The following is a 25992-nucleotide window of genomic DNA, read 5'->3' on the forward strand; positions in this document are numbered from 1 at the left end:
CATTTTATATGAATTTATAGTCATATACTCATTACAAAATACAATTTTCAAAAAGCGTTAAATTTTTCATAATAAAAAACGATTAGTTTAATTAAACTAATCGGTAAGATCCAAAAAGAATTGTTGTGTCACATTGTATTATTATATGTGCTCTAAAAATTTCCGAACCTCATTTGGAGATTTTAAAACAATAACCTTTTTCTCTTCGGACAATTGCTCTAACCCTTTTAAAATTGTAGGTCGTTTAGCATTAGGATATTTCCATATCCATTTAAAAAATTGCAAATCAAATCTTTCTTCACATCCCGCGCCCATATCTGGTCTTGTTTTATTCCGGTATTTTACAATTCTTTTAAACGCACGATAAATACAAATTGTTCTATGAATATCAAGGAAGATAATTGTATCAGCTGCATTCAGTCTGATATCCATCGTCCCGCCATAATTCCCATCAATAATCCACTTCTCATCTTTAATTAAGTTATTTTGAACTGCTATTTGTTCTTCTCTCGGAACACCTTCCCAATTCGGTTTCCAAAATAATGCATCAAGATGATGCACCTTAATATTTAATTTATTTCCTAACTGCCTTGCTAATGTAGATTTTCCTGAACCACCAGAACCAATTAATATTATTTTTTTCATACCTTTACGATACATTCTATAACTTCTTCAATAGCTTCCTTATTAGCAAAAATCCAGAAGAACATTTCTTCATTTAACTTTAATAAATCTGGTAACTGGACAAAATAAGCAATAAAGATAATTTGAATTGAAAGCATAACATACCAAATAGCTTTTAGTTCTTCTTTCGTTAAATCATTTTGTTTATAATAACCTTCAAAGACTTTGCTAACGATATGTAACCATTTCCCTCTTAATCTTTCATTACTAAATAGCTCGCTTAATACACTTGTACAGCAATAACATAAATCAAATATTTTTACATTATTTTCTAAAATCTCAAAATCTATAAACCCTTCCAGTTTATCATCTTTAAAGATTACATTTGATAGATGCATATCACGATGAATAATTTGTCTCGGTAATGAATGGACCGTTTCCTTGAAAGCTGCGTGCATTCGCTCCATCTTTTGAATTACCTCTCGATGAACATACTCATTCTTTTCTAAAATCGGTATAGCCCATTCAAATACCATCTTATATAAATCTCTTTTTATTAACTCATGGTCACTATTCACCGAATGTAATGCTTTGTGCAGATTAGCTATTTCTTCTCCAATTGTACTTGCTAGCCTTTCCAGCTTATTCGTATCTTTTATTTCTAAAACACTTCCGGCAACATACTCATATAAGCAATAATATTTTTCTTTATATAATACATATTGTTCATCATTTTCTGTCTTTACTACTCTCTGTACTTTAATTCCCTTTTCATACAGTTGCTTCAAAACATCGAATTCAACTAGAAGTTGCTTTATCGATCCCGTTCTCTTTAAAATGTACTCTTTATTCTTGCATAAAACCTTCGCTACTTTTGGTTGCATTACAGTAGCTGTGACATGTTCATTTCGAAACCAAAGCTTTGCAATTTCCAGTGCTTGTTCCATTTACAAATACCCCTTTTACAATTCTTATTTCTTCCGAAAAATAACCTCACACAGTATTCCCACTCCAACACCAATTGTATAAGCCACTACATCACTCCACAAAAAACCGTATCCCAACACGAGTCCCCCCAAAGTCGTTGCACGAATGCTATCTATCCATTCCGCATGATACAATTGGCTCGCTTCAATCCCGTAGCAAAACATTAAACTAATAAAAGCCAACTTCTTCGTCTCTGTTTTAGGAAACAAAAATCCAAAGCCAGTGAAAATCATTAATGCCCATAATGCATCACCTAAATAATCATTTAATAGATGTGGTAGTGCAAAAGCAAACTTTCTTGAGCTAAGACCTAAAATAATAACAACTATAGTAAATAGTGCATATACTACTCTATTTCGTTTCGTATTCATTTTAAAGTCTCCTAATATGTAATGTAAAACTGTAAATAGCTAGTAAAACAAAGTTATTTTACTAGCTATTTATTGATTGCTTTTATGATAAGAAAATGTGGATTCATATTTAAATAATGATATGATTTTTCGCTTACTTCTTTCATTTTTTCAATTGCCTTCGGTTCCACTATCTCTTCTAATACAAAATAATTTGTAGTTTCATTTAGTATGTCTTGTAATGATCTTCTAAAAAACTTGACTTCAATAGTAATATTCGGTTTAACCCAAGTATCTATTAATAACTGTTTTTCAAAATAATTTTCACATGGAAACTTTGTGAAATCCATAAAAGGATGATGAATAGAATAAATAAGTTCTCCACCTGGCTTCAATACACGACGAAATTCTTGAAATACTTGATTCCAATTTTCTATATAATGAAGAGTTAATGAACTTACAATCACATCATACGTATTATCTTCAAATGGCAATGTTTCTTGCAGATCATGACAAAGGAACGTCGCTTCTTCTCCTATATTTTCTTTTGCTGCTTTTACCATTTCAGGACTTACATCAATTGCTGTAACATTTGCTCCTCTTCCTATGAATTGAGAAGTATACCATCCAGCTGCACATCCAGCATCTAATATCTTTTTTCCTTCTAGTTCCTTTGGAATAAGCTCCATCATCGCCGGTCTTTCATAATAACTGTTATATGGATTTGCGAAATCTAGATTTTCTTTATATGTACTCGCTAATTTATCATACGTATCTTTAATCGAATCTTTCATTACACACACTCCTAATACATATTAATCCATTAACTCCTGCTGCTTTTTCTTTGAAAATGATTGTAGTACTAAATCATACGACCAATCAATCATTTTATTAATTTGCTCCTGCTCTATACCCTTATGAATATAAACGGTATTCCAATGTTTTTTATTCATATGATACCCTGGAATAATTGTTTCTGGATAATCTTCTCTTATTCTTAATGCGACTTCTGGATCACACTTCAATGTAATCGCAGCCTTTTCACCTTCTTCATGATTTACTATCGCAAATATTTTATTATTAAGCCTCATACATGTTGCACTCCAGCCATCTGGAGAATCTTCTGTCGCTTTTCTTTTCGATAAACAGTACGCTCTTGTTGCATTCATTTTAATTGGCACCTCTTATTCTTTCCCTGTTTGATTACGATGCATCACAATTTGCTTCGTTGCTTGAAATTGCTGCTCACCGTAAAACTTTATTAGCTTCTCTCCGCAAAATAGACTAACAATATTAATATGAGATATTTCTCGAAGTAATATTGTAAGCATTTTCTCTCCAATACCTTTATTTCTTACATTCTCATGTACGACAACATCTTCAATGTATGCTCGAAAAACAACATCAGAAACGACTCTAGCAAATCCAACTAATTCATTTTCTTCCCATACTCCAATGGCTATACTATTCTTTAACATTTTTTCAATATCGACTTCTTTTCTTTCTGGCCACCAACCGACAGAATCATAAAGCTTCTTAATTTTTTCTGCACAGATTGGTTGTTCTTGTTGCAATTTATACGTGTACATATGCTTTCTCCCATCAATCAGTATACATAATATTATTATAATCTCTTTTCAAAAAAGTGCTGACTATGACCTTTTGGATGATCTTCAACGATACCATACTCTCGGTAACCGTGCTTTTTATAAAATTCTGGCGCTTGAAAACTAAATGAATCTAGCAATATTAATCTGCACCCTTTTTCCTTCGCAATTTCTTCAATTTTATGTAACAGTTGACTACCATAACCGTCATGACGAACTGATTTATCAACCCATAAAAAGTCGATATGAAGATGATAAAAATACATCGTACCTGTTACACCACCAAATATTTTTCCTTCTTCATTTTTTACTACGAGGCTTACTTTTTCCATCGGCTGTCTTACTTCATCTGTTAAGATGGACATATTATATTGAATGACTTTATTTTTAATGTATTCTCCTTCAATACGTGTACCGTTCTCTATATGTTTCATATACATTGCTTCCTTTCAACTTAGTAAGCTACATTTTATTTTTCCCCTTTAAAATACTAATCAAAACGAATCCACCATATGTAACAAAGCATGAAAAGCCAATTATCCCTGGTACAGAGACATAGCCTACCCTTATGTAATTTATAACTGCAAAACAAGCGATAGACAATAAAATAGATGGCCAAAATATAACAGCTATTTTTCTTCGCCCTCGTTTCGATGTACTTTCTTTCTCTTCAGAAACACGTGTGCCAAAAAGCAATACAATACAAATAAGGATCGCTGCAAAGTAAATTGTATCTAATGACAAATTGTGATCATATAGGGCGATTCCAACTTCAAGAGCAATAATCGTTAAAATTAAAATAATGATTGTTAAAGTCTTTAAGTTTCTTTTCAATCGCTCACTCCTAGCATGCTTTCACTATATTCTTTGTATATGTACTTTAAAACTACTGCAAAAGCTTCATCTACCTCTTTATTTTCACGGCGATTCGGTAAATCTTTTCCCCCAATCACATAAAGAAGTGGAAATTCGTTAAACATTCCTATAATACCAATATTTATTGTAGCTGTGAGTAATCCACCTGTCATATGAGTTATATGATAATATGGAATTTCTTCATACTCTCCTTGCTGTCTTACCATGCCGCTAATAATTGGTTCCCATAATTCTGGTTCTGATTTATAACCTTGAAAGGTTTGTATGAAAAGGGCAAGAACTTCACTTAATTCTCCAACATTTTTCTCATCTCTAGCATTCTCTTGTATATGAATTTTTGAAAAGTACGTTTGTGCGTACATTTTCACAGCATCCCATCCACCACAGTGCATTACAACTGACTGTGCAACGTAACTATCATGACAAGCAATCATTACCTCTACCGCTTGACTAAGTGTTAAAGAAGTTCTTCCTTGTAAATGCGGATATAACTGCGCACTATCTTCATGTGGATTAAATTTAATGTAATGAAGTATATCATTCCAATTATGTTTATTTTCCTTCACCATTTGCGTTACTACAAATCCAATGACTAATTTTGCTGCTGATGCTAACGGAATATTTAATTCACTATTATACGAAGCAACTATACGATTATTTTTTGTAGAATAAATTGCCATTCCCACATAATTAGATTGTACCTCTTTTATTTTATTTATAACAGTTTCCATTTCTATCCCTCTTTTTATATCGTTATATTAACTTCTAATATTTCAACATTGAATGTAAAAAACCTTTTCATTAGCTATTAAAATAAGAAAAAGGTAGCATGAATTTTTTCTTGCTACCGAAAAATATTTATTCTTCTATAGGATTTTCAGGACCGTTAAGTTCCAGCTGATAAAAAGCTAAATCTAGCCATTTATTAAACTTATAACCAGCTTTTTTTATTGTTCCTGCATGAACAAATCCATAGTTTTGATGCAAGGCAATACTTTTCTCATTCTCTGCATCAATTCCAGCAATTAAGGTCATATACTCTCTTTCCTTTGCAATTTTGATTAATTCTTTCATTAATGAAGACCCAATGCCATTTTTTCTATATGCCTTATCTACATACACAGAATGTTCAACTGAATATTTATAAGCAGGCCACGCTCTAAATGGGCCGAATGTCGCAAATCCTACTACTTTATTATCTAATTCATATACGATAATTGGATACTCTTCAGCCTTTTTTTGTTCATACCAATCTATTCTATTTTCAAGGGTTACAGGTTTATACGCATATACAGCTGTTGTATAAAGTATCGCATCGTTATAAATATCTAAAATGTATGCTAAATCTTTTTTCGTTGCTTCCCTTATCATTATTTTCTTCCTTTCATCATGTTCACCTTATTTTACTATCTTTTTAATAGTTTTATTTTATCGAAATTTCCGATTTTTATCTACATACGAATACTAGCTTTTCGGAAACCATCAAATATATTTATTGCAGCAGATAACATGTAGAAGAAAATTCCTCCCCCAATGAGCCACGTTTTAAACTCCTCTGAGGAAATAGTAAATGCATTTGCCAAATACGTAATAAACCCTGCGTTAAATACATGTGGATTTACTACAATTACAATGAATACTATCGTCCCAGCTATTTGAAGAATAGCATTCCCAATCGCCAATCTTTGCGTCCATTGTCCCTGCACTAATTTATAAAGGGATATACATATTTCAAAAACGATCATAATTACAACGATTGGCCAGTACTGCAATAAAACATCTTGATTAAAAGTTGGCGAGACAAACTTCAGTCCATTTGCCGTACCGTTATATACGCCAACAAGATAATTCGCATAAAAGTAAAGTGTAGCCCAAACTGCTGTCCACATTAAACCTCCAAAAACTTCAAACTTCGAGATTGCTTTTTTCTTTGGGATATACGAGATGTTTTTCAAATCATCTGGTGTCCATTTTTTTTAACTTGTCGTCAACGGCTCGATACCTTTGTCTTTATCTGTTCTTTCTAAAATAACAAACACAACTGTCAACCAGAAAAATACATGGAGGCCCACTTCAAAAATTCCCCCAATGCCTTTACCTATCAATTGTAAAATAACATTTAATACCGCTTGATCACCACTATAGCCTATAAAATTTTCTGCAACCATTGATATGAGTGCAATGACAGCTGCGATTGGTATAATCATTTTTAACAACGTTGTATATACATCAAAATAACGTGGTCCAATTAAATGCATCGGTCTATCCAAATAACCATTAGCCAATGAAACCGGACTCCCCAATTTTTCGAGAACGCTCTTTACATCTTTCTCATTATAATCTTCAGGTAACATATCATCTATAGTTGACCTTAGTTCAAGTGTAATATCTTCACGATTTTTTTCAGGTAATCTCTTCGCAACCTCTTGGATATAGAGATCAATTAAATTCATTCTCTTCCTCCTCCTTTAATAAGTTATAAAGTTCTTTCGAATCCTTTATCCATTCTTTTTTCAACTGCAAAAATATTTCTAATCCATAATCACTTAAAACATAATACTTACGAGGTCTACTCTCCGTTTTATCCCAACTACTCGTCACTAATTCCTGCTTTTCTAATCGGCGAAGTAGTGGATATAAAGTACTTTGATCAATTGTAACCCCTGATTGCTCTAATAACTGGACAAGTGAATATCCGTACTGCGGCGTTCTTAATTGACTTAAAACAGCTAACGTTAATGTCCCTCTTCTTAACTCAGTAATTAACGAATTTAATAAAGTATCCATTCACTCACCTCATTTCCATTACTATATGTCATACAGTATGTGTTTTATACTATGTATCGTACAGTATTAATGTGACAAAAACTATAATTTTTTACCAAAAAACAGATAATGAACAGCGCAAATTATATGATTTGTGCTTTTTTAGCTAAGTTATATATAACACTCTATAAGGTAACAACCTTAACTACTAATTTTGAAGTTCCAGTAATGCTATATTAAGTTACAAATATCGTATACATATGATGTGAACATAACATCTCACTATAGGAAGCTATAAAAACGGTGAATTACCATGCTTGAATATTTCCCGTTTTCAGCACCTAATCAACGTTATTTCCTTCATAAACTTCATCTTGTTCAAAATCTTTATTTTTGTTTGGTTTATTAGAGAAAAATAAAAAAACAATTAAATTAGGTTAATTGTTTTTCAAATACAAAATCTTTATTTTTTTAAATAACCTATGATATTCGAAAAGACAAATTCTCCAAATGCAAGTGGTATATAAATAAACCATAACTTTAATATTGCCTTTGTTTCTTTGTGATCAGAATCCCCCATTAAAACCAACCCTATCCTTTTTCTTCTAATATTTTCATTTTAATTCCAATAACAAGGAAATTATACCATTTATTAATGTTTTAGTCTATTTTTTCTGAAAATTAAATAAATAAAAATTCTTGTATTCCCTCAATATTCAGATAAACATAATAACTTTTTTACGTTTCATCTTCAAAGTCAATAATGACTCCTGTTAGAACCGCTACATTACCAATCGATTGGATCCCGTGACCAATAAAATCCACCTTAAATTCTTCCTACTTTAATTTATGTAATGATATAATAACACTAAATTTTCAACACGTGCTTAATAGATTGGGGACTTATAATGGATAAACCTCTCACTGCATTACAAACTATTATTATACATATGAATACAACTGAGCATTGGCATGATTTTATTTGTTACTGTCAGCATCGCGAAGCGGGACTTCGAAAATTAGCTTTTAAACATTTAGAGACATTTATTACAAATGCAAAGAAATGGGAATCAAAAGATCAAGAAGAGTTTGCCATTTCGCTGTTTACTATTTTAGATGTATTAAACGAAAAAGATGAGGTCTTAACTTTCTCACTAAATAGTTTTCTAATTGACATTCTATATAGATGGACAGAAAACAACCCATTTGATTCAAGACCTTTTAGATGGATAGGAATTTATATGGACTCTAGCAATAAAGAAGACGATTTAGAAAAATCCCTTCGAAAAGCGATTGAATTAGGTGGTGATACCGAACAAGAAGCCATGATATACCTAGTTTCTAATTACATCAATACTTTAGAATTTGGTACACATGAATTCCCTTCAGGTTATTGCGGAGATTTAAGTGAATGTATAGAAAAACTTCCCTATATGCTTCAATTAATTGATAGAATTCAGAATAAGAACATAAAGGAGCAAAACATTGGGCAAATACAAGAACAACTACACCTTATTCTAGATTGGTTAAAACATACACAAATTCCAGTAGATGCCGTTCGTGTACGGGAAAAAGAACAAACTAAGGAATTAGAAAAGGTCATTGTATATTATTTACACAACAGCTCAAGTCGTTAATTCATCGTGTACAGAGATAATAAAGTTGTTTAAAAAACGCCAGTCATGTTATTCAACAATCGGGCTATATAACGGAATAAATCCTTGTAAAAATTAAAAATATTTGAAATAATCGTCATTAAGTTGAAGTAGAGCGATTGCAGAAAAAGGTGATACGACTTTTTCTTACTTAATAATTGCACGATAGTTAAAAAATTCAACTAATTATATTCCGAAAGGGTGTGTGTAGTATCTTATCAACTAATGTTTTTACTTATAAATCTAAGGATGGAAAAACAATAATAATTAGAGAAGCTAAAGAACGGGATGCAGAAAGAATACTAGATTCTGCTTCAAAAGCTTTAATAAACGCTCCATACATGCTAAGTACGGTTGAGGATGTAAAAAAGGTGCGTATCGATGCTATTCAAAAAACGTTAAAAGCTTATCATGAAAATCCAAATTATGTACAGTTTATTGCTGAAGTTGATGGTAAGTTAGTCGGTGCAATAGATTTTAAGAACGGAAACAAAGAAAAAATTAGTCATCAAGGGGCTTTTGCGATGACCATACTACCCGAATATCGAAATTATGGTATTGGAAGAGCTCTTCTAGAAACGTTAATCAATTGGGCTAAAAATAACAGTAAGATTGAAAAAGTTTGTCTTGAGGTAATGGAAGATAATCTAGGTGCAATCCAGTTATATAAGAATCTAGGCTTCTTTGAAGAGGGTAGAAAAGCAAAGGGTGTAAAATTGGATGGGTAGCTATCAAGATTTAATATTAATGGCTTTATTCGTTTAAAATTGAACATTAATTTCAATATAAAAAGAGGGTCTTCATAGTCATCTCCCTGTTAAGTAGACAGTAATAGAAACCCTCTTTTTATATTTATCCCACATTAGCTTGCAGTAAAACTCCCCACTGATTATAGTTTCACTTTATTTTAATCCTTTAATTAAAGGTGACGCTTCCCCACTATGGAAAATCCATAGGTCATGAAGTGATCTCGTACATCCAACATATAGTAACTTTGCATCATGTTTTGTGTCTTTGTAATGTTCTTCATCCACATCAATTAAAAGCACCGCATCAAATTCTAAACCTTTCGCTAAATAGACAGGTACTACTGATATACCACCTTCATATTTACTTTGGTTTGCTTCAATTACGTTTACCGTTAATCCTGCATTTGTTAATTCCACATATATATCACGGCATTCATCTTCTGTTCTTCCGATTACCGCAATTGTTTTCACATCTGCATTTTGCAAATGTTTTACCGTCTTCACAATTTCAGTAAATTGATTTTCCGCATGAATTACTTTCACATCTTCTCCACTGCGGAAGACTGGTGTTGCGAGTCCTACTGGGATTTCTGCATTTTTAATTATTTCATTTGCAAATTCAATAATTTCTTTTGTAGAACGATAACTTCTTGTCAATTCATAATAACCGGTTTCTTGGAATACTTCCTTAAAAGCATTCCAATCTTCAATTCCTTGGTAATCATAAATCGCTTGCGATAAATCACCTAATATAGTGAAAGAATTACCTAATGTAATTTCTTTTAATACATAAACTTGGAAAGGCGAAAAATCTTGCGCTTCATCAATAACAACGTGATGAAACTTCTGCCCGATTTCAATCCCTGTTATACGATGATGTATGTATATTAAAGCTGGTAAATCTTCTACATACACTTCTTTTTTACGACAACTCTTTTCTGTTTCTTTAACAAGTTCTTCAGGTAATACCTCGAGTATTTCTTTACTTTTTACTATTGAACTATACAGTGAAAGAGCACTCATTTTCGGCCAAAACTTCATATATGCGTTCAGTCTCTTAGTCGCTTCTTTTTTAAGTAATTTTTTCTCGTTTGTTTCCCCGAATTTTTTAAGTTCAATTTCAATCCAGCGCTTCATTCGTCCTACTAATCGTTCTCTTCTTTTCTGTAAAGGATAATGTTTATATTCAACTTGCATCCATTTTTTAATATCTTCTACTGGAATAATCGCTCTATCCCACGCCTCAAAATCTTTTGTCGGAACTAACTCATTTTCAAATTGGATCATTCTCTCTTCAATAAACGTCTTAAATTCCAACGTACCCTTTAATTTACCTAGCATTATCTTCTTTTCATCACGATTAATTGAAAATGCTTCTTTCAATTTTTCTTCTGTCTGCTTTAGTTTCACTGAATCATCTAACGTACGTAATGCCCAATCCAGAAACGTTGTTTGACTAATATTCCCTACACCTAATTCAGGAAGTACACTCGAAATGTAGTCTAAAAACAGACTATTCGGCGCAAATACGATCATTCTTTCTGCTTCTAGTTGTTCACGATATTCATAAATTAAAAAAGCAAGGCGATGTAAAGCAATTGTTGTCTTTCCGCTCCCTGCAACCCCTTGAATAAGTAATGGTAAATTTCTTTCCGCTCGAATAATATCATTTTGTTCCGATTGAATCGTTGAAACAATATCCTTTAGCTTATTATCTTTATTCTCACCTAATCGATATAGAAGAAAATCATCGGCATGCGATACATCTTCATTTCCTTTTACATATGTATCAACAACACGTTCAAGTTCTCTTTTTCGAATGGAAATGTTTCGTTTTAAATACACATCACCTTCTACTAACCCATCTGGTGATTGATAAAATGCTAATTCTTCTCCACCGGTAAATGAATAAAACATACTTGCGACAGGCGCCCGCCAATCAATAATTATTGGCTTCATCGTGTCCACATCCGAAACCCCTACTTTTCCGATATAAATCGGCATAACTTCTTCTTTTCCATCTTCCTGAAAATCTAACCTTCCAAAGTACGGATCTTGCACACCAATACGTAAGTTTTGTCTATTAGACTCCCTCATACTTTCAAGAATTTGCTCTTTAAAATCTTCTCCATAATAAACCGGGGTTTTTTCAAGCTTATCCAATTGCTCATCCATCGTATGTAAAGTATCCTTCATTTTTTGTAACTCATCTTCAAATATGTTGCTCATTTCGACGATTCCCTCCTGTCCGTTCTAATTTTTCAGTCGAAGTATCATTGTATTAAAAACCCAATCATAAAGTCAATAGTTTCCGTTTAAATTTTCCGAAAAAAATTACTTTTCATCTTTCTAATTTAAAAAGAATATGCAACATCTAAATCACACAAATACACATATAGTATAGTGATGCATACAAAAGATACTACTTTCTATTTGTCTCCTATTTAATTTATCTATTAACAAATATTGTAAAAATTAAAGACTTTAATCAATGGGCGTTTTACTGCCCACAAATAGTAGGATAAATAAAAGTAAAGGAGGCTCTTCGAATGAATATTTTTAATATTTTGAATCCATCTCAAGATTAAATATGCTTTTATCTGGCTGTATCCTTATGGTTTGTTGGTCAATTATGTATGTTGAAATATATAGACTTACAAAATCCGTCTGGCCATGTGTTATCATGCATGCGATCGAGGATGCGATCGAGGATGCTGTTTCTACTGTTTTAGTTACAATAACAGGGATTATTACTCTTACAAACAGTAGTGATTTTTGGTTAAATCCTACTAGCGGGGTCGCTGCTACTGTTTTATTTCTCGGAATTGGAATCGTACTAAGAACTATAAGAATAGAAAGAGAACGACAATTATTCACACAATAAAAAGCAGATAATGAATTCGTCATTATCTGCTTTCCAATTTTTAAAACTACCTTATTATATTTTTTGATACATAAGCCAGTCACCAGAGTCTATCACTTTCTTTAACATCTTTTTATTCTGAGCGATATACACATATGCCTCAATTTCCCTATCAGCAACATATACTGTTTGCGTGATTCGATCATATAAATCAGTCTCCGCATTACCTGTATATTCTTCTAGTTCATCTAACTTACACAATATCTCATCATTTACTACATAAACTTCTCCATACACCTGTTCTTCAATCGAATAAGTCATGGCCGGATATCCTTCATTCGTATCAAATAATTTTCCATATGTCCAAGCTCTGTCTGCGATGCATGTTGCACCTTGCATATAATGAGCATTCGTTTGTCCTCTTCTTAATGTGCCATAAACGAACACATGATACATAAATTCTTATCCCCTTTATATGTCTCTACTTTCTTATTTGTAAATAAGCACGAATCATAAAGTAACTCACTTCATTCGGAAGCTGTTCTTTAATAGATTTCAGCCCACCCTCTGCATTTTGAACGGCAGTTTCAATAAGAGATTCATACTCTGCTGGAACAAAGCTTTGCCAATCTACTTCCATTCCATCCTCATAGCAGCGAATTAAATGGTTTTCAATTGTTTGTCTTGATAAGTTACGTTCTTTTGCAATCTCATTCAAATCAATACCTTGTTTATACATTTCATATGTTTCTAAATGAGAATTTGCGGACGCTTTTCCTGACTTTTTACGCTCTGAAACTACTTCTGTCTTAATCGTTTCAGCATAATTTGGATTTTCCTCAATAAAATGCTGAACTGCTTGTAAGAAGTGCGAGCCATATTTCACAAGTTTGTGTTCTCCGATACCTTTTACCGTCAACAATCCAGAATCATTTTGCGGCATTTTCACACACATATCTTTTAATGTTTGGTCAGAGAAAATAACGAACGGAGGTACACCTTCTCCTTGTGCAATTTCTTTACGTACTTCACGAAGCACTTCAAATAAAGGATGGTCTTGAACAATTTGTCTTGTCTCTACTCGTTCTTTTCGTAAAACATTCTCTTTACCAAGTAATACTTCTTTCCCTTTTTCAGTTACTTTTAACGTCGGATAAGTGCCATGTTCAACTGCAATTAACTCGTCTGAAATTAAAAACTCAATAAACTCACTGACCTCTTTTACACTACGGTTCGATAAAAGCCCATACGTTGGTAAAGTATGAAAATTAAATTCAATAACTTTCTTATTCTTCGACCCAGTTAATACTTGCGCTATCATTTGCTTTCCAAAGCGTTGGTTCGTTCTAATCATGCATGATAAAACCATTTGTGATTCTCTTGTCACATCGATGCTCTCGCGATTGTCTGTACAATTACCACAGCGTCCACAATCTTCTTTCGGTTCTTCTCCAAAGTATTGCAAAATGAATGATTGTAAACATTGTTCTGTATGACAGTAATCGGTCATATTTTGCAATTTTTCAAGTTCATTTGAAAAACGTGATTCTCCAGTTGATTGATCAATTAAAAAACGCTGTACTTGTACATCTTGAGAAGAATATAACAATATACATGTACTATCTAATCCGTCACGACCAGCACGTCCTGCTTCTTGATAGTAACTTTCCATATTTTTTGGAAGCTGATAATGAATTACGTAACGAATATTCGATTTATCAATACCCATCCCGAATGCAGATGTTGCTACCATTACACTTACTTCATCTCGTAAAAAGAGTTCTTGTTGCTCATTTCGATCACTATCACTCATACCAGCATGATATTTTGATACAGAAACACCTGCCTTCATCAAATCTTCATATAACTGATCGACTACTTTTCTAGTAGCTGCATATATAATCCCGGATTCCTTTTGATTTTGACGAATATAATCCGCCAAATATGCATTTCGATCTTGCCCTTTAATGACAGAAAACGATAAGTTCTCACGCTCAAACGTTGTCATAATTGTATTTTCTTGATTAATTTCAAGTGTGTTACAAATATCATCACGTACTTGCGGTGTTGCTGTTGCTGTTAATGCTAATACGAGCGGCTTTTCTGGAAGATAATCTAATATGCGATGTATATGTAAATAACTTGGACGGAAATCATGTCCCCACTGTGAAATACAGTGTGCTTCATCAATCGCAATCATAGGGATTTTCATATCAATAAGTTGATCAACAAACTCCATCGAATCAAGACGCTCAGGCGCCACATAAAGTAACTTGTAATGTCCTTGTTTCGCTAATTGAATTCGCTGATTTGCTTCTGCAATAGATATAGAACTATTAATATATGTAGCTGAAATGCCATTCTGTACCAATGTATCTACTTGATCCTTCATAAGTGATATTAGAGGCGATATAACCAACGTCGTTCCTTCAAATACTAATGCCGGAATTTGATAACAAATCGACTTACCGCCACCCGTTGGCATAATACAAACCGTATCTTTCCCATCTAGTACATTTTTAATTGTTTCATCTTGTCCTCTTCGAAACGAAGAATAACCAAAGTAGGACGCTAAAAGTTCTTGTGCTTTAGTAAACAAAAAAGAGTCACCCGCTTTTCTTTATCTTTCATCTACTTCTATTATATCAATCACTTATGCGACTTGAAAGGGATGATTAGATGCTTATTGTTTTTTCATTATTCTATGTTTCTTCACTTATTTAATATGAATTAGCATCATTATTTTATATGTTTTACAACATTTATAACGTAAATCCAGTACACAAGAAGAAAGAGTTTCAATTTAAATGTTCATTTTATTTCCCTTTCTTGAATACTACTAATCGTATACATATAAATTCAGGAGGTTACTATATGAAACATCGTAATATGAGTTCCATCAAGGCAAAAACGAAAACACAAAAACTCCAATTCTCTAATAATGATGCGTGGAAATATGAATCATACTATAAGTACCAGCCATTATTCTCTTATAAAAAGCTTTTTAATTTTCTTTCTCAACTTTTTAGACGTTAATATATGTGCAAAAAATATATCATTCACAGAATTTTTCTCAATATTAAATGTATAGACTTACTACAATTCAGTTGTTACCATATATAATAATCTGTTGGATAAACCCCTTAAGTTGACCTGCTTATATTAGCAGGTCTCTTTCATGATTACATACTTCTGTGTACCTCGATCTCACTTCCAAGTCTTTTCTCCATTTTATAACCATATTTAGATCCCAACAATTAATGATAATCATAAATTGTTGGGATTTAAATTGTTCACATATAATTATGCAATTCTTCTTTCTCAATACACAAAACACATTTTACTTGTTACTATAAAAGTACTCCAGATGAGTTTTTTGCTCATCGACATTATCTAGTTATTGGGGCCTGCCGCGGGAAGCAGGTCCCTTTGACTGTATGAAGGTCCCAATTTCATTTGGACACATTTACCAGGTTTTTTTAAAAGAATTTTATGATAACATTACGTAGTCGAGTCCGACATCTCGGCAATACCCTTTTGAGGGTCTGCAACTTCCCTTACAGACCCTCTTTTACTTTATATTCAATTTATTCATATATACCACAACACCATTCATTGAATTTCTCCATTTCAAATTCCCTAAAAATAATCTAGGACACGTAACTAAAAATAAATCTTCATCATACTTTGAGTTATACATGTTCAAAGGAGTGTTACTATTTATGTATTCTTATTGGCAATCGTATTACTCCCCCTACCATAACCCTTATGTAAACTATGATTTATCCGTACGGAACTACCGAATTAGTAAAAATGAGAATTTTTTAAAAGGGTATATGCGTTCTTTATGGGAACAACACGTCGCTTGGACGAGATTGGCTATTATAAGTATAGTATTTAATTTACCAGATGTTAATGTTACTGTTGGACGACTTCTACAAAACGCAACACATATGGGACTATCACTTGAACCATTTTACGGTGAGGATGCAGTGAAAAAATATAGTGCATTAATTAAAGATCACTTAGTAATTGCAGCGGATCTTGTTAAAGCCGCAAAAGCTGGTAATCAAAATGCAGCGGCCGCTATAGAGAAAAAATGGTACGCTAATGGTGACGCAATTATTGAATTCCTTAACAGAATCAACCCATATATAGATAAAGAAGAATTTAGAAAAATGTTTTATGAACATTTAGCACTAACGAAAGCAGAAGCACTTGCCTTCCTAAATAAAGATTATGAAGCAGGAGTAAAACTTTACGATAAAATTGAAAAAGAAGGATTAGAAATGGCTGACATGATAACAAACGCAATCGTAAAACAATTCCCGCAAGTATTTCAATAAAGTGAAACTTTAATCAGTGAGGGGTTTGTTCATCCCCCACTGATTATCAGCTCTCACCAATCGGCTTATTTAGTTTTCTCTCCATGATATTTCACCTCTCCTCTTTACATTTAGCTTATATCGATATATTTTATTAATATCCGTTTTTTATAGGAGGAAATAGTTTGATTAACGCGATTGGTCTCGTTTTTATACTTACAAATAAACACGAGAAAAAAAAGAAAGTTTACTTAAATGAAAAATTTGCACTAATAGATATTATTGATTCTAAAGAAGTATTTGATGATGAAGGGAATCCTTTAGTAGAACTAACATGTAAATACAGTATATATTTAGATGAAAAATATTACTGTAAATCTCTCGATGATTATACCGGACAAGTCTTTCCTTTCTTAAGTGCAAAAATAGGAAAAGGTCTTCTAAGAAACTTAAACTATTACTTTTCTTACGTTGATGCCTATGATAAGAAACCACCAGTTAAAGAAATAAGACCACTTATGAAACAAGTAACTAACAGATAGCCAAAAATACCAAAAAAAGAAAGCATCTAACCCTGGATGTTTTCTTTTTTATTAAAAACTCATTAACTTTCATCCTCTTCTAAAAGTATGTATCCAAGCATATTTTAAATTAAAAACATTGGAGGATTAGAGTGAATGAAATACTCAGAAACAATTATAAGCAAACGACTTCGAATACTTAAAATGACGGGTATGTTTTTCATGCTAGTGTTAATAGCATGGATTGGCTATACAAAATTACTTTATGAAAACGGCTTTCTTCAAGAAAAAAAGAATTCAGTAGAAGTAATGAACACTAGCATTACAGGAGAAATAGAGCAGCTTTTTCATATAAACTTGCAAGGTTATCGAAAAACAAGCCTTGATGCTGTTATAGAAGCCAGTAAAACCGATCCAAGTGAACTATCCTTAATTGAACTAGTCAACAAATCCTGTTCGCGAGATTGCATAGGTGAACCAGTTACATATGTAAACTCAAACAATGGATATATCTTTTATAAGGAATCTAATGGAACTAATGTAGCTATAACGGTTAAAAAGAAAGACACATGGGTAATTGTAAAGAAATCTGTTCAAGATGGAATATAATCACCCAAAAAAAGAGTACGCATCGTACTCTTTTTTATTATTAATACCCTTCCTCTTCATGCCTACAATGGCATTTCGCTTTTGTTTTACAATGACATTTTTCACACTCACACTTCGGTTTCTCTTTGCAACAACACTCGTGAAAATCATTGCGCTTACATCTACATCTCCCAAACATTAAATCATCCCAAAATTTATTACAATCTTGAAAATGTCCACAATGACAAGTATTTCTCATAAATATGCTTCCTCCTTGATAGAATTCATCATATTCTATGTTTGAAAGTATACAAAGGCTTGTTTATTAGTCTATTTTCTCCATATTATAAGTAGAGTTAAAAGATTAAATAAAAATAAAAACCGTCACATGACGGCTCTTATTTTTGCAAACTACTCTTTTGTATAAAAATATTTAATTCCTTTCATATCTAACCAAGCAGTTGCTTTGTCCAGTTCGTTCCCTTGACGATAATCTGTTTCGAAATACACAAGCCCTTGGTTATCTCCACGAGATATTATTTTAGAAGTATATCCAAGCTTATCCATCATTTGAATCATGTCAGAAATTAAATTTACACCAAATTCATAAGTAACTACTTTGCTATATTTATTCACTATAATTCCAACCCCTTCTTGTTTTTTTATCGGCTCAACAATTTGATTTGTAAACCAAGCTAACGGCTTATTTCCAATTAGCTTATTTAAATCACACTTGCCGATACCAGCCACATTGCCTGTCTCTGTGTATTGCCAAATATCACATGGATACGCCAGTTTGTTACCACCATAACGAGGAATCCATACAAAATCACAATTGACATTTTCCATTCCAAATGGAGCATACATATGATGAGCAATATATAAACCGACTTTCTTAGCTCCTAATCTGCGTAATTCATCAATAAAAGCTTGTGCACCCGCTCTCATATCGTTCATTGTTCTTACTTCTACGTCAGCTACCCAAACTGTTGCATTTTTATCACCACGGTTCCAAAAGTCTCTTGCTTCTATCCGTGCATCCTCTACTGAAACGAAACGACAGAACGCATAATTACCAAACGGAATATTCCTTGCTTTCATTGCTTGTACATAATTTTTATATAAAGGATCTACATAGTTTGAACCATCTTGCACACGTGCAATTACGAAATCTAATTGTGGTGCTGCGATATCCCAGTTAATGTCGCCATTCCATTTCGAAATATCTACAATATAACCCATTATTTAACATCTCCTTTTTCATTATTATATTCAAAGCTTGTTTTTTTGTTATTATCAACTAATAAATAGTATGAGAGGTATTATATTATTGGGTAATAATTTAAAATTCGGCTTATGTATTGAGAAAACAAAATATTATTACGGGTTTAATAAGTAAAGATTTACAAAACTCTAAACTATATAAAGTGAAACGATAATTAGTAGGAGGCTACGAGCAGTGTAATTCCCACCTAATTTCTTAGCTTCATCCGAATTTTGAGGTAAGAATTTTACTTCCCGCAAATAGCTTGATAAATAAAACCACCTTTCTGACAGGTGGTTTTGTGTACTAATTTACATATAAATTGTCCATATTTTTATAGTTACTTAATATACTTGTTAACTAAAAATAAGACAATTTTTAGTTTTTAATCAAACCAATTTTCGTTTTATCTGACGTACTCATAGTACCATTTACGTGCATCTAACCAAGCTGTAAATTTATCGATATTCCCGGACGGATAGCCATTCGTTATAGCATAACCAATGCCATCTTTTTGAACGACAATTTGTCCATCAATACCCGCATCAACCATAGCTTGAGCCAAATCTTGTAAATTACTAAATGCTACACCACCAGTTTTTACTTTGAGCAAATCCGCTGCACCTCCTCCAGTTTGTCCTGTAAGAGCAAATACAATAGAATTAGCGATTTTATCAACATTCCATTTTGCCATGTCGGATTCATTATCAATAAACCCTAATTCAATAAGAATAGCCGGTGCCTTCGTTCCATTTAATACCGCTAAATCTGTACGTTCTTTCGCACCTCGATCACGCCATCCAATATCTTTTGCTAGTTGAGCTGAAATTTTAGCCGCCAAATCTTTCTGATCATAATATAAAACCTCAACACCCTGTCCATTTCCATCACTTGCATTAAGATGAAAAGAAATAACTAAATCCACAGCATGGGAATTGCTATTCCGAATGATATTATTTAAATTTTGTGATTGAGTTGCCCCTACCTCGTCCGTATCGTCATAAACCGTGTGTCCTAGGGCTCTTAACTTAGCCGCCACGGCATCTTTAACTTGCCTATCTAGAACGTGTTCTTTCCGATTCCCGAAATTAGCACCTTGAACAATACTATTGTGTCCTCCGTGCAAACTATATCTAGCCATTATTCATCAACATCTCCTTTCTTAATATCTTATTCAAAACTTGTCTTATTGCTATTCCCACTTACAATCTTAACTGTGCCCATACGTCCTATATTTTCTAAAAGTGATGCAATTTGTTTTCGATATAAAAAAGCTATCGCTTCATAAATCGAATGATTTATTCTCTAAATTACTTTTACATGAATGACGACACGAACAAAAAAGCATCACCCTTTCGGCAATGCCTAAAAACTCTATTTTACTTTTCAGCTCCCTAAATAAATAGAGTTTAAAATCACTGAAACTACACCTATATTTCCTCCCTTTCCTTCACAGCTTCTTTCAACCTCTGCAACATATACCCAATTCCTTTACACCCCTCTAGCGGATATGTAATCATTTCTTCTGGATATAACTTTGTCACTACTTTTTTATGCTTCTTCCCTGCTAGTAAGACGATTTCGTCAAACTGTAGTAAACTTTTATCTACCATCTGTTTTTGTAATTGCTCTATACTTATTACCTCATCGCTTTTTGAATCAAATGCAAGATCATAGTTTTCTAATACAATATCACTTGGTCTTAAAAATCCATGTTTCGCTGATAATATAACCCAGTTTTCGAAAAACATAGTTGCGTACGCCTGACATGCTTTTCCGAACGGACTAATATATACATCTTTTGCTTCCATCGGTCCGTAGTCTGAATGTTTATCCCAAATTTTCTTTTTTCCGCATGGAATTATACATAGCCTTTTCATATATATTTCTACTCCCTTTACTTTGGTAAATAAAATTCGTTATTTTGTACATTTTTTTCTCGAGATACTATATAATAATTCTGAAAGTTAAAATTACACATTTTACCATATGCGTACTATAGATTACTCTCATTGCAAATATTATAATACCATAAAAAATTTTTCATTTTTTCTTCAAAATAATGAAACTAAATTATAATGTAAGTATGTATTAATAAAACAATAAAGGAGGTTCATAAAAATGAAAAATATTATTCCTGCACTATTAGTCTATTTTATCGTTTGCGTTATTTCCGTTATCATCCCAGCATCTGAAGGCTATAATTATGTCGGCTGGAAGTTATTTGTTGGGCAAGTGTATGCGATACCTATTTTCTTCATTACTACGATAATCACATTTTATATAAACAAGAAAAAATCTTACGAATAAACGATTATAAGGATAGCTAACGCTATCCTTATTTTAATTCGTTAATCAAAACTTTATATCCTTTCTTCTAAAAAGTTAAACGCAACATCTGTATTTCAGCGTTTAAACGCAGTTCCTCCGAAATCCAGCTCTCTAATTTTGAAACAGATGCAATATTTTTTCAAAAAGCCCCTGTAATTTACTTTTCAATACTTCCATATCATTAAGCATACACAATGCGACTGTTTAAAAGTTAAAAATTTCTGCTTATTATAAATAAAAAAGGACAAATAGCCAATCTGACTACTTGTCCTTACTGTTCATCTGTACGCAATACGATTAAGCTTGGAATGCTTCTGTTAATACTGGTACGATTTGTTTTTTACGAGATACAACACCTTTTAAAGTAGCTGTATTGTTTTCTAGTGATACGTTGTATGCTTTCTCAACAACGTTTGCTGCTTTACCGATCGCAAGACCGACAGAATCGTTAGTTAAGATATCAGTTACAACGAATAAGAATAGGTCTAAACCTTTTTCTTCTACTACTGCAGAAATTACTTTTTCAAGTTCCGCTTGGTGTACAAGAACGTCGTTTGTATCAACAGCGTTTACTTGTGCGATTTCAACTTTCGCATTACCCATTTGGAATTCTTTAGCATCAAGAGAGATTAATTGCTCCATTGTTTTTCCGCTTAAGTCAGCACCAGCTTTTAACATTTCTAAGCCGTAGTTATCTGCATCTACACCAGCGATTTCCGCTAATTCACGAGCAGCTGCTACATCTTGTTCTGTGCAAGTTGGAGATTTGAATAGTAAAGAATCTGAAATGATTGCAGATAACATTAAACCTGCAACTTCTTTACGAATTGTTACGCCATTTTCTTTGTACATTTTGTTTAAGATTGTAGCTGTACAGCCAACTGGCTCACAACGATAGTATATAGGATCGCTTGTTTCAAAGTTAGCAATACGGTGATGGTCAATAACTTCTAACACACGAACTGATTCGATATCGTTAGCACTTTGTTGACGCTCGTTATGGTCAACTAAAATAACGTTGTCCACTTCGCTTGCTACTGTCTCAACAAAACGCGGTCCTTCTACTTTAAAATAGTCTAACGCAAATTGAGTTTCACCGCTGATTTCGCCTAAACGTACAGGCTCAGCATTCATTCCTAATTCTTTTTTCAATTCTGCATAAGCAATTGCAGAACAAATTGCATCTGTATCTGGGTTTTTATGCCCGAAAACTAGTACTTTTTCCATGTTTTCCACCTCTTCATGAAAAGGATATCTTAAAGAAGCAAATATGACAATATTTAAAGCATATTTTTTTATAAATAATTGCACTTTCTTCTATATTTTTCATCATTTTCATAAAAAAAATCATCTAAAATGAATTAGATGATCGAAATGTATGTTTCAATTAAAATAGTGTAGGAGCTTGCACTACATTGTTAAAAGCAAAATTTGAGGATAAGCCATTATTCAAAAGGTTTACATCTATAACTTGATAAAACGCATTTCCAGTGTCTGCAATTTCCCAAACAGCTAAAATAAGATGGTATCCACTACGGTCAGTTGGTACATTTGCTTCGTGCGTTACTGTTGTCCCTGGTCTAGCTCCACCGTCATTTTTTACATAGAATGGCACTAAATCTAAATCTGATCGCGTCAAAGGTTTATTTGGATTCCAACCTTTTTTCGTAATATAATATTTCCACTCTTTCGTACTATGAGGAGCCGTTAGTTTCCACTTGAATGTATTCGTCCCGCCATTTAACGTAACTTTCTTCCACCTATCTACAGTTTGAACATCTAAAGCGGGAAAATGACCAGCCCCTGCAATTTGTCCATCAGAAGGTCCTAGTTGTGGAAATCCACCTATCCCTTCTACACTTTGTGGTTCATATTGAATTGGTCCACAATTTACATTTACACCTTGCTTACATAAATAAGATCGGCTCGCTGGTGATTCTACATATCCATGAGCTGAAGTCTTTTCTGAAAACCCAAATGTTAATAATCCCGTAAGTAATACGCCACCACTTAAAATAACTTTCTTCATCTTTTGTAAACTATTCTTTTTCATTCTTTCATCCCCTTCCCATAATAAAGCGAAAATAACTATAGTCGGCTAGTCATCTTCTCTACATTTATTATAAGACGAGAATCATTACTAAAAGAACCCTCTAAAAACTTTCTCAAATTCATTTAGTGCGTTAATTAGATTATAATTAACTATTTTAACACCGCCAGAAAAATATAGACGGTGTTAAAAATAGTCGTTTATTATTCACTTACTAATAATTAAGCACTCTCCCCGTTTGATTATAACTTAAATGTTTTTATAATAAAGAACCGTAGCATCTAACTTTCCATTCGGAGAAATTGCATACCCTGGTATTGTTCCAACTTCTTGGTAGTCTAGTGATTTGTACAATTTATTGGAAGGATCTCCTTCTCTAGTATCTAATACTAAAAGAGACCTGTTTTCTTGCTTTGCTCGTTCCTCTGCTTTTTGCATAAGCGATCGTCCAATACCGTTTCGTCTAAAGTTTGGATGAGTCATTAATTTGCAAATCTCAGCTCTATGAATTCCGTTAGGCTTAGTAACTAATTGTAATTGAATACTCCCTGCTACTTCGTTGTTTATTTTAGCCACATACAATATCACTTCTGGCGCTAATACTGTTTGCCAATACTTTGTTGCATCTTTTTGTTCCAGTGGAGGCAAAAAACCAATTGATGCCCCATCATTTACAACCATTTTCAAAAGTTTCGAAAGTTCTTCTATATCATTTTCTAGTTTCTTAATTTCTTCAATTACTAAATTTCGCATTACTTTTCCCCCTTTTGTTTCATTGTAACAATTTTTAAAGAAGGAATAATGAAATAATAAGAGGAATTTATAGTTAAGATATGATTTTTTGTGAAAGGATAACGATATGAAATATATATTAGATAGAACGTACGCAAAAGAATTACTCGAATGGGCATATGAACAAAACCCGGGCCCTTGGTTTGAACATTCACTACATGTTGCTCATGCAACTGAAAACATAATTATAGAACTTATAAAAAAAGGGTACAAGCTAGATGCTGACATAGCATATAACGCTGCCCTTTTGCATGATATCGGAAGATACAAAGGTTTTACCAAATCGGTCATTCATTCCTATGATGGTTATATGTATATGAATGATTTAGGGTATACAGGAAACGCTGTTATTTGTGTGACACACTCATTCCCATGCAAAAATGAACATATAGATATCGCAGCAGAATGGAGTCTCGTTCCTGACCATATGAGAAGCCGATTAGTTGAAATATTAAATGAACATTGTAACTACGACTTATACAATAAAGTAATTACTCTTTGTGACGCTCTTGCTGATGCGGATGGCTTTACTACGCTGGAAAGAAGATTAATTTCTGTTGGTTTGCGTCATGGTACAACATCTCATACATCTTTACATTGGAAAGGGTTTTATGCGATTAAGAAAGAATTAGAAGCTTTAATCGGTAAGAGTATATACACAGTTCTTCCTGATGTAGAAAAATCTATTTATGAAGATATAGAATATTAAAGTAAATACAAATTGAAAACGATAAAATTTGTATTTATGTTTCTAAAAGACTCTTTCAAAAATGGAGGGATTTCTTATTAGTAAAATAGGATTTGACTTGATAAACCTTGAGGGGAATTTTGAATTTGGATATGAAGATATAAAAAAGATTTCTATGAGATGTAAATTTTCTAACTGTTCACATACAAACGAACCAAACTGCGCGGTTAAAAGAGCTATCTCTGACGGTGCTCTTTCTGAAGAAGTAGTTAACAGTTACTATAGAGATTTTAATGAGGCACATTATGTTTCTAAACAGAAAAATAAAACAAAAGCCATTGATTATATGAAGCAATTGAAGCTTTTTACAAAACCTTAAAATTAAATAAATAGTTGTTATTTCTCATTCCTACTAAATTTAAAATTCTCCCATTATTGTATAACCATAAATTGAACCCATCCTAGATAATTTTTATACTCAAATTTAATTTCACATAAAAAACGTTTTAAACATAAAGTTTAAAACGTTTTTTTATTCAATGCTTTTGATTTTTCAATTCTGTTAAACACTCTTGCACTAAAGTTACCGCTTGACTCATCGCAGCTCCGCCAGCAAATGCTGCTGAAACACCACATGCTTCTAGAATCTCTTTATCCGAACATCCTTGATCAAGACAACCTTTTGTATGATAAATTGTACAATACTCATCTTGCGTTGCTAAACTAATTCCTAATGCAATAAGTTGTTTTTCTCTTTTTGTTAAAGAACCCTCTTGAAAACAAGCTTGCGTGAACGCATTATATGTCTCAGCGATTTCAGGAATTTGATTTGTAAAACTACCTATACCTTCTTTATAATGATGTAGAATATCATTTATCGAACTATGTTGCTCATGTTCCATCTTATTCCCTCCAGTCATATTATCCATACTTATTGTAGTATGTGATGAAATGGA

The 25992-nt window shown here is 32.8% G+C and carries 30 protein-coding genes and 3 pseudogenes; 10 read left to right on the forward strand and 23 right to left on the reverse strand.

The features are described 5' to 3' along the window. Positions 1-141: 141 nt before the first annotated feature. The 12 genes and pseudogenes from QO049_RS04565 to QO049_RS04620 form a co-directional block, all read right to left on the reverse strand. The gene (locus QO049_RS04565; RefSeq protein ID WP_000720552.1) at positions 142-645 is read right to left on the reverse strand and encodes a DNA topology modulation protein; all 504 of its coding nucleotides are present in this window, start codon (positions 643-645) and stop codon (positions 142-144) included. Beyond that, positions 642-1571 carry a phosphotransferase enzyme family protein gene (locus QO049_RS04570; RefSeq protein ID WP_000434098.1) on the reverse strand — a complete coding sequence of 310 codons (930 nt, stop codon included), beginning with the start codon at positions 1569-1571 and terminating at the stop codon, positions 642-644. The genes QO049_RS04565 and QO049_RS04570 overlap by 4 nt, the downstream gene beginning before the upstream one ends. 24 nt (positions 1572-1595) lie before the next feature. Next, complete coding sequence (locus QO049_RS04575) at positions 1596-1982, reverse strand: ribosomal maturation YjgA family protein (RefSeq protein ID WP_001093461.1); 387 nt, start codon at positions 1980-1982, stop codon at positions 1596-1598. A 65-nt stretch (positions 1983-2047) separates the two neighbouring features. Further along, positions 2048-2755 carry a class I SAM-dependent methyltransferase gene (locus QO049_RS04580; protein ID WP_000655256.1) on the reverse strand — a complete coding sequence of 236 codons (708 nt, stop codon included), beginning with the start codon at positions 2753-2755 and terminating at the stop codon, positions 2048-2050. A gap of 21 nt (positions 2756-2776) precedes the next feature. Beyond that, on the reverse strand, positions 2777-3130 hold the full coding sequence (locus QO049_RS04585; protein WP_000994622.1) for an MmcQ/YjbR family DNA-binding protein: 354 nt from the start codon (positions 3128-3130) through the stop codon (positions 2777-2779). A 15-nt stretch (positions 3131-3145) separates the two neighbouring features. Beyond that, entirely contained in the window at positions 3146-3550 is a 405-nt protein-coding gene (locus QO049_RS04590) for a GNAT family N-acetyltransferase (protein WP_246960185.1), read from the reverse strand. Between the two features lie 35 nt (positions 3551-3585). After that, the gene (locus QO049_RS04595) at positions 3586-4002 is read right to left on the reverse strand and encodes a GNAT family N-acetyltransferase (protein WP_098291361.1); all 417 of its coding nucleotides are present in this window, start codon (positions 4000-4002) and stop codon (positions 3586-3588) included. 28 nt (positions 4003-4030) lie between these two features. Beyond that, on the reverse strand, positions 4031-4402 hold the full coding sequence (locus QO049_RS04600) for a hypothetical protein (RefSeq protein WP_000827981.1): 372 nt from the start codon (positions 4400-4402) through the stop codon (positions 4031-4033). After that, positions 4399-5175 (reverse strand): serine hydrolase, encoded by a 777-nt coding sequence (locus QO049_RS04605; protein WP_000450752.1) that lies wholly within the window; start codon positions 5173-5175, stop codon positions 4399-4401. The genes QO049_RS04600 and QO049_RS04605 overlap by 4 nt, the downstream gene beginning before the upstream one ends. A gap of 127 nt (positions 5176-5302) precedes the next feature. Then, on the reverse strand, positions 5303-5815 hold the full coding sequence (locus QO049_RS04610; RefSeq protein WP_000617511.1) for a GNAT family N-acetyltransferase: 513 nt from the start codon (positions 5813-5815) through the stop codon (positions 5303-5305). An 80-nt stretch (positions 5816-5895) separates the two neighbouring features. After that, a pseudogene (locus QO049_RS04615) lies at positions 5896-6897 on the reverse strand (HAAS signaling domain-containing protein). Continuing rightward, positions 6884-7231, reverse strand: coding sequence for a PadR family transcriptional regulator (locus QO049_RS04620; protein ID WP_000380301.1), 348 nt, complete (start codon positions 7229-7231; stop codon positions 6884-6886). The pseudogene QO049_RS04615 and the gene QO049_RS04620 overlap by 14 nt, the downstream one beginning before the upstream one ends. An 887-nt stretch (positions 7232-8118) precedes the next feature. Here QO049_RS04620 and QO049_RS04625 point away from each other — a divergent pair. Both QO049_RS04625 and QO049_RS04630 read left to right on the forward strand, forming a co-directional pair. Beyond that, entirely contained in the window at positions 8119-8847 is a 729-nt protein-coding gene (locus tag QO049_RS04625; RefSeq protein ID WP_000360495.1) for a hypothetical protein, read from the forward strand. Positions 8848-9068: 221 nt separating this feature from the next. Further along, positions 9069-9630: pseudogene (locus tag QO049_RS04630) on the forward strand (GNAT family N-acetyltransferase). A gap of 137 nt (positions 9631-9767) precedes the next feature. On the opposite strand, the gene QO049_RS04635 reads toward QO049_RS04630, so the two are convergent. Next, the gene (locus QO049_RS04635; protein WP_098567281.1) at positions 9768-11843 is read right to left on the reverse strand and encodes a HelD family protein; all 2076 of its coding nucleotides are present in this window, start codon (positions 11841-11843) and stop codon (positions 9768-9770) included. Positions 11844-12177: 334 nt separating this feature from the next. Here QO049_RS04635 and QO049_RS04640 point away from each other — a divergent pair. Beyond that, a pseudogene (locus tag QO049_RS04640) lies at positions 12178-12498 on the forward strand (CPBP family intramembrane glutamate endopeptidase); the annotation flags it as partial. Between the two features lie 54 nt (positions 12499-12552). On the opposite strand, the gene QO049_RS04645 reads toward QO049_RS04640, so the two are convergent. After that, the gene (locus tag QO049_RS04645) at positions 12553-12933 is read right to left on the reverse strand and encodes a gamma-glutamylcyclotransferase family protein (protein WP_000274915.1); all 381 of its coding nucleotides are present in this window, start codon (positions 12931-12933) and stop codon (positions 12553-12555) included. 25 nt (positions 12934-12958) lie between these two features. Beyond that, on the reverse strand, positions 12959-15076 hold the full coding sequence (gene recQ, locus QO049_RS04650; RefSeq protein ID WP_284489185.1) for a DNA helicase RecQ: 2118 nt from the start codon (positions 15074-15076) through the stop codon (positions 12959-12961). Between the two features lie 275 nt (positions 15077-15351). Here recQ and QO049_RS04655 point away from each other — a divergent pair, with 275 nt between their 5' ends. From QO049_RS04655 to QO049_RS04670, 4 genes are all read left to right on the forward strand, one after another. Beyond that, positions 15352-15513 (forward strand): hypothetical protein, encoded by a 162-nt coding sequence (locus tag QO049_RS04655; RefSeq protein ID WP_000682739.1) that lies wholly within the window; start codon positions 15352-15354, stop codon positions 15511-15513. 686 nt (positions 15514-16199) lie between these two features. Next, positions 16200-16823, forward strand: a complete 624-nt coding sequence (locus tag QO049_RS04660) for an acetylglutamate kinase (protein WP_284489186.1) — start codon at positions 16200-16202, stop codon at positions 16821-16823. Between the two features lie 164 nt (positions 16824-16987). Then, entirely contained in the window at positions 16988-17344 is a 357-nt protein-coding gene (locus QO049_RS04665) for a hypothetical protein (protein WP_000606231.1), read from the forward strand. A 135-nt stretch (positions 17345-17479) separates the two neighbouring features. Further along, entirely contained in the window at positions 17480-17932 is a 453-nt protein-coding gene (locus QO049_RS04670; RefSeq protein WP_000877572.1) for a hypothetical protein, read from the forward strand. On the opposite strand, the gene QO049_RS04675 is transcribed toward QO049_RS04670, so the two are convergent. From QO049_RS04675 to QO049_RS04690, 4 genes are all read right to left on the reverse strand, one after another. Then, entirely contained in the window at positions 17933-18106 is a 174-nt protein-coding gene (locus tag QO049_RS04675) for a hypothetical protein (protein WP_000503011.1), read from the reverse strand. Between the two features lie 216 nt (positions 18107-18322). Beyond that, positions 18323-19153, reverse strand: coding sequence for a GH25 family lysozyme (locus tag QO049_RS04680; protein ID WP_284489187.1), 831 nt, complete (start codon positions 19151-19153; stop codon positions 18323-18325). Between the two features lie 428 nt (positions 19154-19581). Next, complete coding sequence (locus QO049_RS04685; protein ID WP_284489188.1) at positions 19582-20316, reverse strand: N-acetylmuramoyl-L-alanine amidase; 735 nt, start codon at positions 20314-20316, stop codon at positions 19582-19584. A gap of 289 nt (positions 20317-20605) precedes the next feature. After that, positions 20606-21055, reverse strand: a complete 450-nt coding sequence (locus QO049_RS04690) for a DUF6884 domain-containing protein (protein ID WP_000824873.1) — start codon at positions 21053-21055, stop codon at positions 20606-20608. Between the two features lie 241 nt (positions 21056-21296). Here QO049_RS04690 and QO049_RS04695 point away from each other — a divergent pair, with 241 nt between their 5' ends. Continuing rightward, positions 21297-21485, forward strand: coding sequence for a DUF4017 family protein (locus QO049_RS04695; RefSeq protein WP_000789486.1), 189 nt, complete (start codon positions 21297-21299; stop codon positions 21483-21485). 318 nt (positions 21486-21803) lie between these two features. Here the strand turns inward: QO049_RS04695 and ppaC are convergent, their stop codons facing one another. From ppaC to QO049_RS04710, 3 genes are all read right to left on the reverse strand, one after another. Beyond that, complete coding sequence (ppaC, locus tag QO049_RS04700) at positions 21804-22733, reverse strand: manganese-dependent inorganic pyrophosphatase (RefSeq protein ID WP_000416865.1); 930 nt, start codon at positions 22731-22733, stop codon at positions 21804-21806. 160 nt (positions 22734-22893) lie between these two features. After that, entirely contained in the window at positions 22894-23559 is a 666-nt protein-coding gene (locus tag QO049_RS04705) for a lytic polysaccharide monooxygenase (RefSeq protein WP_246960210.1), read from the reverse strand. Positions 23560-23805: 246 nt separating this feature from the next. Then, positions 23806-24309: a GNAT family N-acetyltransferase gene (locus tag QO049_RS04710; protein ID WP_001245250.1), complete on the reverse strand. Its 504-nt coding sequence runs from the start codon at positions 24307-24309 to the stop codon at positions 23806-23808. 106 nt (positions 24310-24415) lie between these two features. Here QO049_RS04710 and QO049_RS04715 point away from each other — a divergent pair, with 106 nt between their 5' ends. Together QO049_RS04715 and QO049_RS04720 are read left to right on the forward strand one after the other, a co-directional pair. Next, positions 24416-25057, forward strand: a complete 642-nt coding sequence (locus QO049_RS04715) for an HD domain-containing protein (RefSeq protein WP_000874109.1) — start codon at positions 24416-24418, stop codon at positions 25055-25057. 61 nt (positions 25058-25118) lie between these two features. Beyond that, positions 25119-25415 carry a P-loop NTPase family protein gene (locus QO049_RS04720; protein WP_000398281.1) on the forward strand — a complete coding sequence of 99 codons (297 nt, stop codon included), beginning with the start codon at positions 25119-25121 and terminating at the stop codon, positions 25413-25415. Between the two features lie 157 nt (positions 25416-25572). On the opposite strand, the gene QO049_RS04725 is transcribed toward QO049_RS04720, so the two are convergent. Further along, positions 25573-25965 carry a carboxymuconolactone decarboxylase family protein gene (locus QO049_RS04725; RefSeq protein WP_002005224.1) on the reverse strand — a complete coding sequence of 131 codons (393 nt, stop codon included), beginning with the start codon at positions 25963-25965 and terminating at the stop codon, positions 25573-25575. Positions 25966-25992: the final 27 nt, after the last annotated feature.

Source organism: Bacillus sp. RB3 (assembly GCF_030164735.1).
Classification (GTDB): Bacteria; Bacillota; Bacilli; order Bacillales; family Bacillaceae_G; genus Bacillus_A; species Bacillus_A cereus.

What these genes read in the sequence shown, in the direction of transcription:
- QO049_RS04565 (WP_000720552.1), bottom strand. Translation starts at nt 645, where the DNA reads ATGAAAAAAATAATATTAATTGGTTCTGGTGGTTCAGGAAAATCTACA.
- QO049_RS04570 (WP_000434098.1), bottom strand. Translation starts at nt 1,571, where the DNA reads ATGGAACAAGCACTGGAAATTGCAAAGCTTTGGTTTCGAAATGAACAT.
- QO049_RS04575 (WP_001093461.1), bottom strand. Translation starts at nt 1,982, where the DNA reads ATGAATACGAAACGAAATAGAGTAGTATATGCACTATTTACTATAGTT.
- QO049_RS04580 (WP_000655256.1), bottom strand. Translation starts at nt 2,755, where the DNA reads ATGAAAGATTCGATTAAAGATACGTATGATAAATTAGCGAGTACATAT.
- QO049_RS04585 (WP_000994622.1), bottom strand. Translation starts at nt 3,130, where the DNA reads ATGAATGCAACAAGAGCGTACTGTTTATCGAAAAGAAAAGCGACAGAA.
- QO049_RS04590 (WP_246960185.1), bottom strand. Translation starts at nt 3,550, where the DNA reads ATGTACACGTATAAATTGCAACAAGAACAACCAATCTGTGCAGAAAAA.
- QO049_RS04595 (WP_098291361.1), bottom strand. Translation starts at nt 4,002, where the DNA reads ATGAAACATATAGAGAACGGTACACGTATTGAAGGAGAATACATTAAA.
- QO049_RS04605 (WP_000450752.1), bottom strand. Translation starts at nt 5,175, where the DNA reads ATGGAAACTGTTATAAATAAAATAAAAGAGGTACAATCTAATTATGTG.
- QO049_RS04610 (WP_000617511.1), bottom strand. Translation starts at nt 5,815, where the DNA reads ATGATAAGGGAAGCAACGAAAAAAGATTTAGCATACATTTTAGATATT.
- QO049_RS04620 (WP_000380301.1), bottom strand. Translation starts at nt 7,231, where the DNA reads ATGGATACTTTATTAAATTCGTTAATTACTGAGTTAAGAAGAGGGACA.
- QO049_RS04625 (WP_000360495.1), top strand. Translation starts at nt 8,119, where the DNA reads ATGGATAAACCTCTCACTGCATTACAAACTATTATTATACATATGAAT.
- QO049_RS04635 (WP_098567281.1), bottom strand. Translation starts at nt 11,843, where the DNA reads ATGAGCAACATATTTGAAGATGAGTTACAAAAAATGAAGGATACTTTA.
- QO049_RS04645 (WP_000274915.1), bottom strand. Translation starts at nt 12,933, where the DNA reads ATGTATCATGTGTTCGTTTATGGCACATTAAGAAGAGGACAAACGAAT.
- QO049_RS04655 (WP_000682739.1), top strand. Translation starts at nt 15,352, where the DNA reads ATGAAACATCGTAATATGAGTTCCATCAAGGCAAAAACGAAAACACAA.
- QO049_RS04660 (WP_284489186.1), top strand. Translation starts at nt 16,200, where the DNA reads ATGTATTCTTATTGGCAATCGTATTACTCCCCCTACCATAACCCTTAT.
- QO049_RS04670 (WP_000877572.1), top strand. Translation starts at nt 17,480, where the DNA reads ATGAAATACTCAGAAACAATTATAAGCAAACGACTTCGAATACTTAAA.
- QO049_RS04680 (WP_284489187.1), bottom strand. Translation starts at nt 19,153, where the DNA reads ATGGGTTATATTGTAGATATTTCGAAATGGAATGGCGACATTAACTGG.
- QO049_RS04685 (WP_284489188.1), bottom strand. Translation starts at nt 20,316, where the DNA reads ATGGCTAGATATAGTTTGCACGGAGGACACAATAGTATTGTTCAAGGT.
- QO049_RS04690 (WP_000824873.1), bottom strand. Translation starts at nt 21,055, where the DNA reads ATGAAAAGGCTATGTATAATTCCATGCGGAAAAAAGAAAATTTGGGAT.
- QO049_RS04695 (WP_000789486.1), top strand. Translation starts at nt 21,297, where the DNA reads ATGAAAAATATTATTCCTGCACTATTAGTCTATTTTATCGTTTGCGTT.
- ppaC (WP_000416865.1), bottom strand. Translation starts at nt 22,733, where the DNA reads ATGGAAAAAGTACTAGTTTTCGGGCATAAAAACCCAGATACAGATGCA.
- QO049_RS04705 (WP_246960210.1), bottom strand. Translation starts at nt 23,559, where the DNA reads ATGAAAAAGAATAGTTTACAAAAGATGAAGAAAGTTATTTTAAGTGGT.
- QO049_RS04710 (WP_001245250.1), bottom strand. Translation starts at nt 24,309, where the DNA reads ATGCGAAATTTAGTAATTGAAGAAATTAAGAAACTAGAAAATGATATA.
- QO049_RS04715 (WP_000874109.1), top strand. Translation starts at nt 24,416, where the DNA reads ATGAAATATATATTAGATAGAACGTACGCAAAAGAATTACTCGAATGG.
- QO049_RS04720 (WP_000398281.1), top strand. Translation starts at nt 25,119, where the DNA reads ATGGAGGGATTTCTTATTAGTAAAATAGGATTTGACTTGATAAACCTT.
- QO049_RS04725 (WP_002005224.1), bottom strand. Translation starts at nt 25,965, where the DNA reads ATGGATAATATGACTGGAGGGAATAAGATGGAACATGAGCAACATAGT.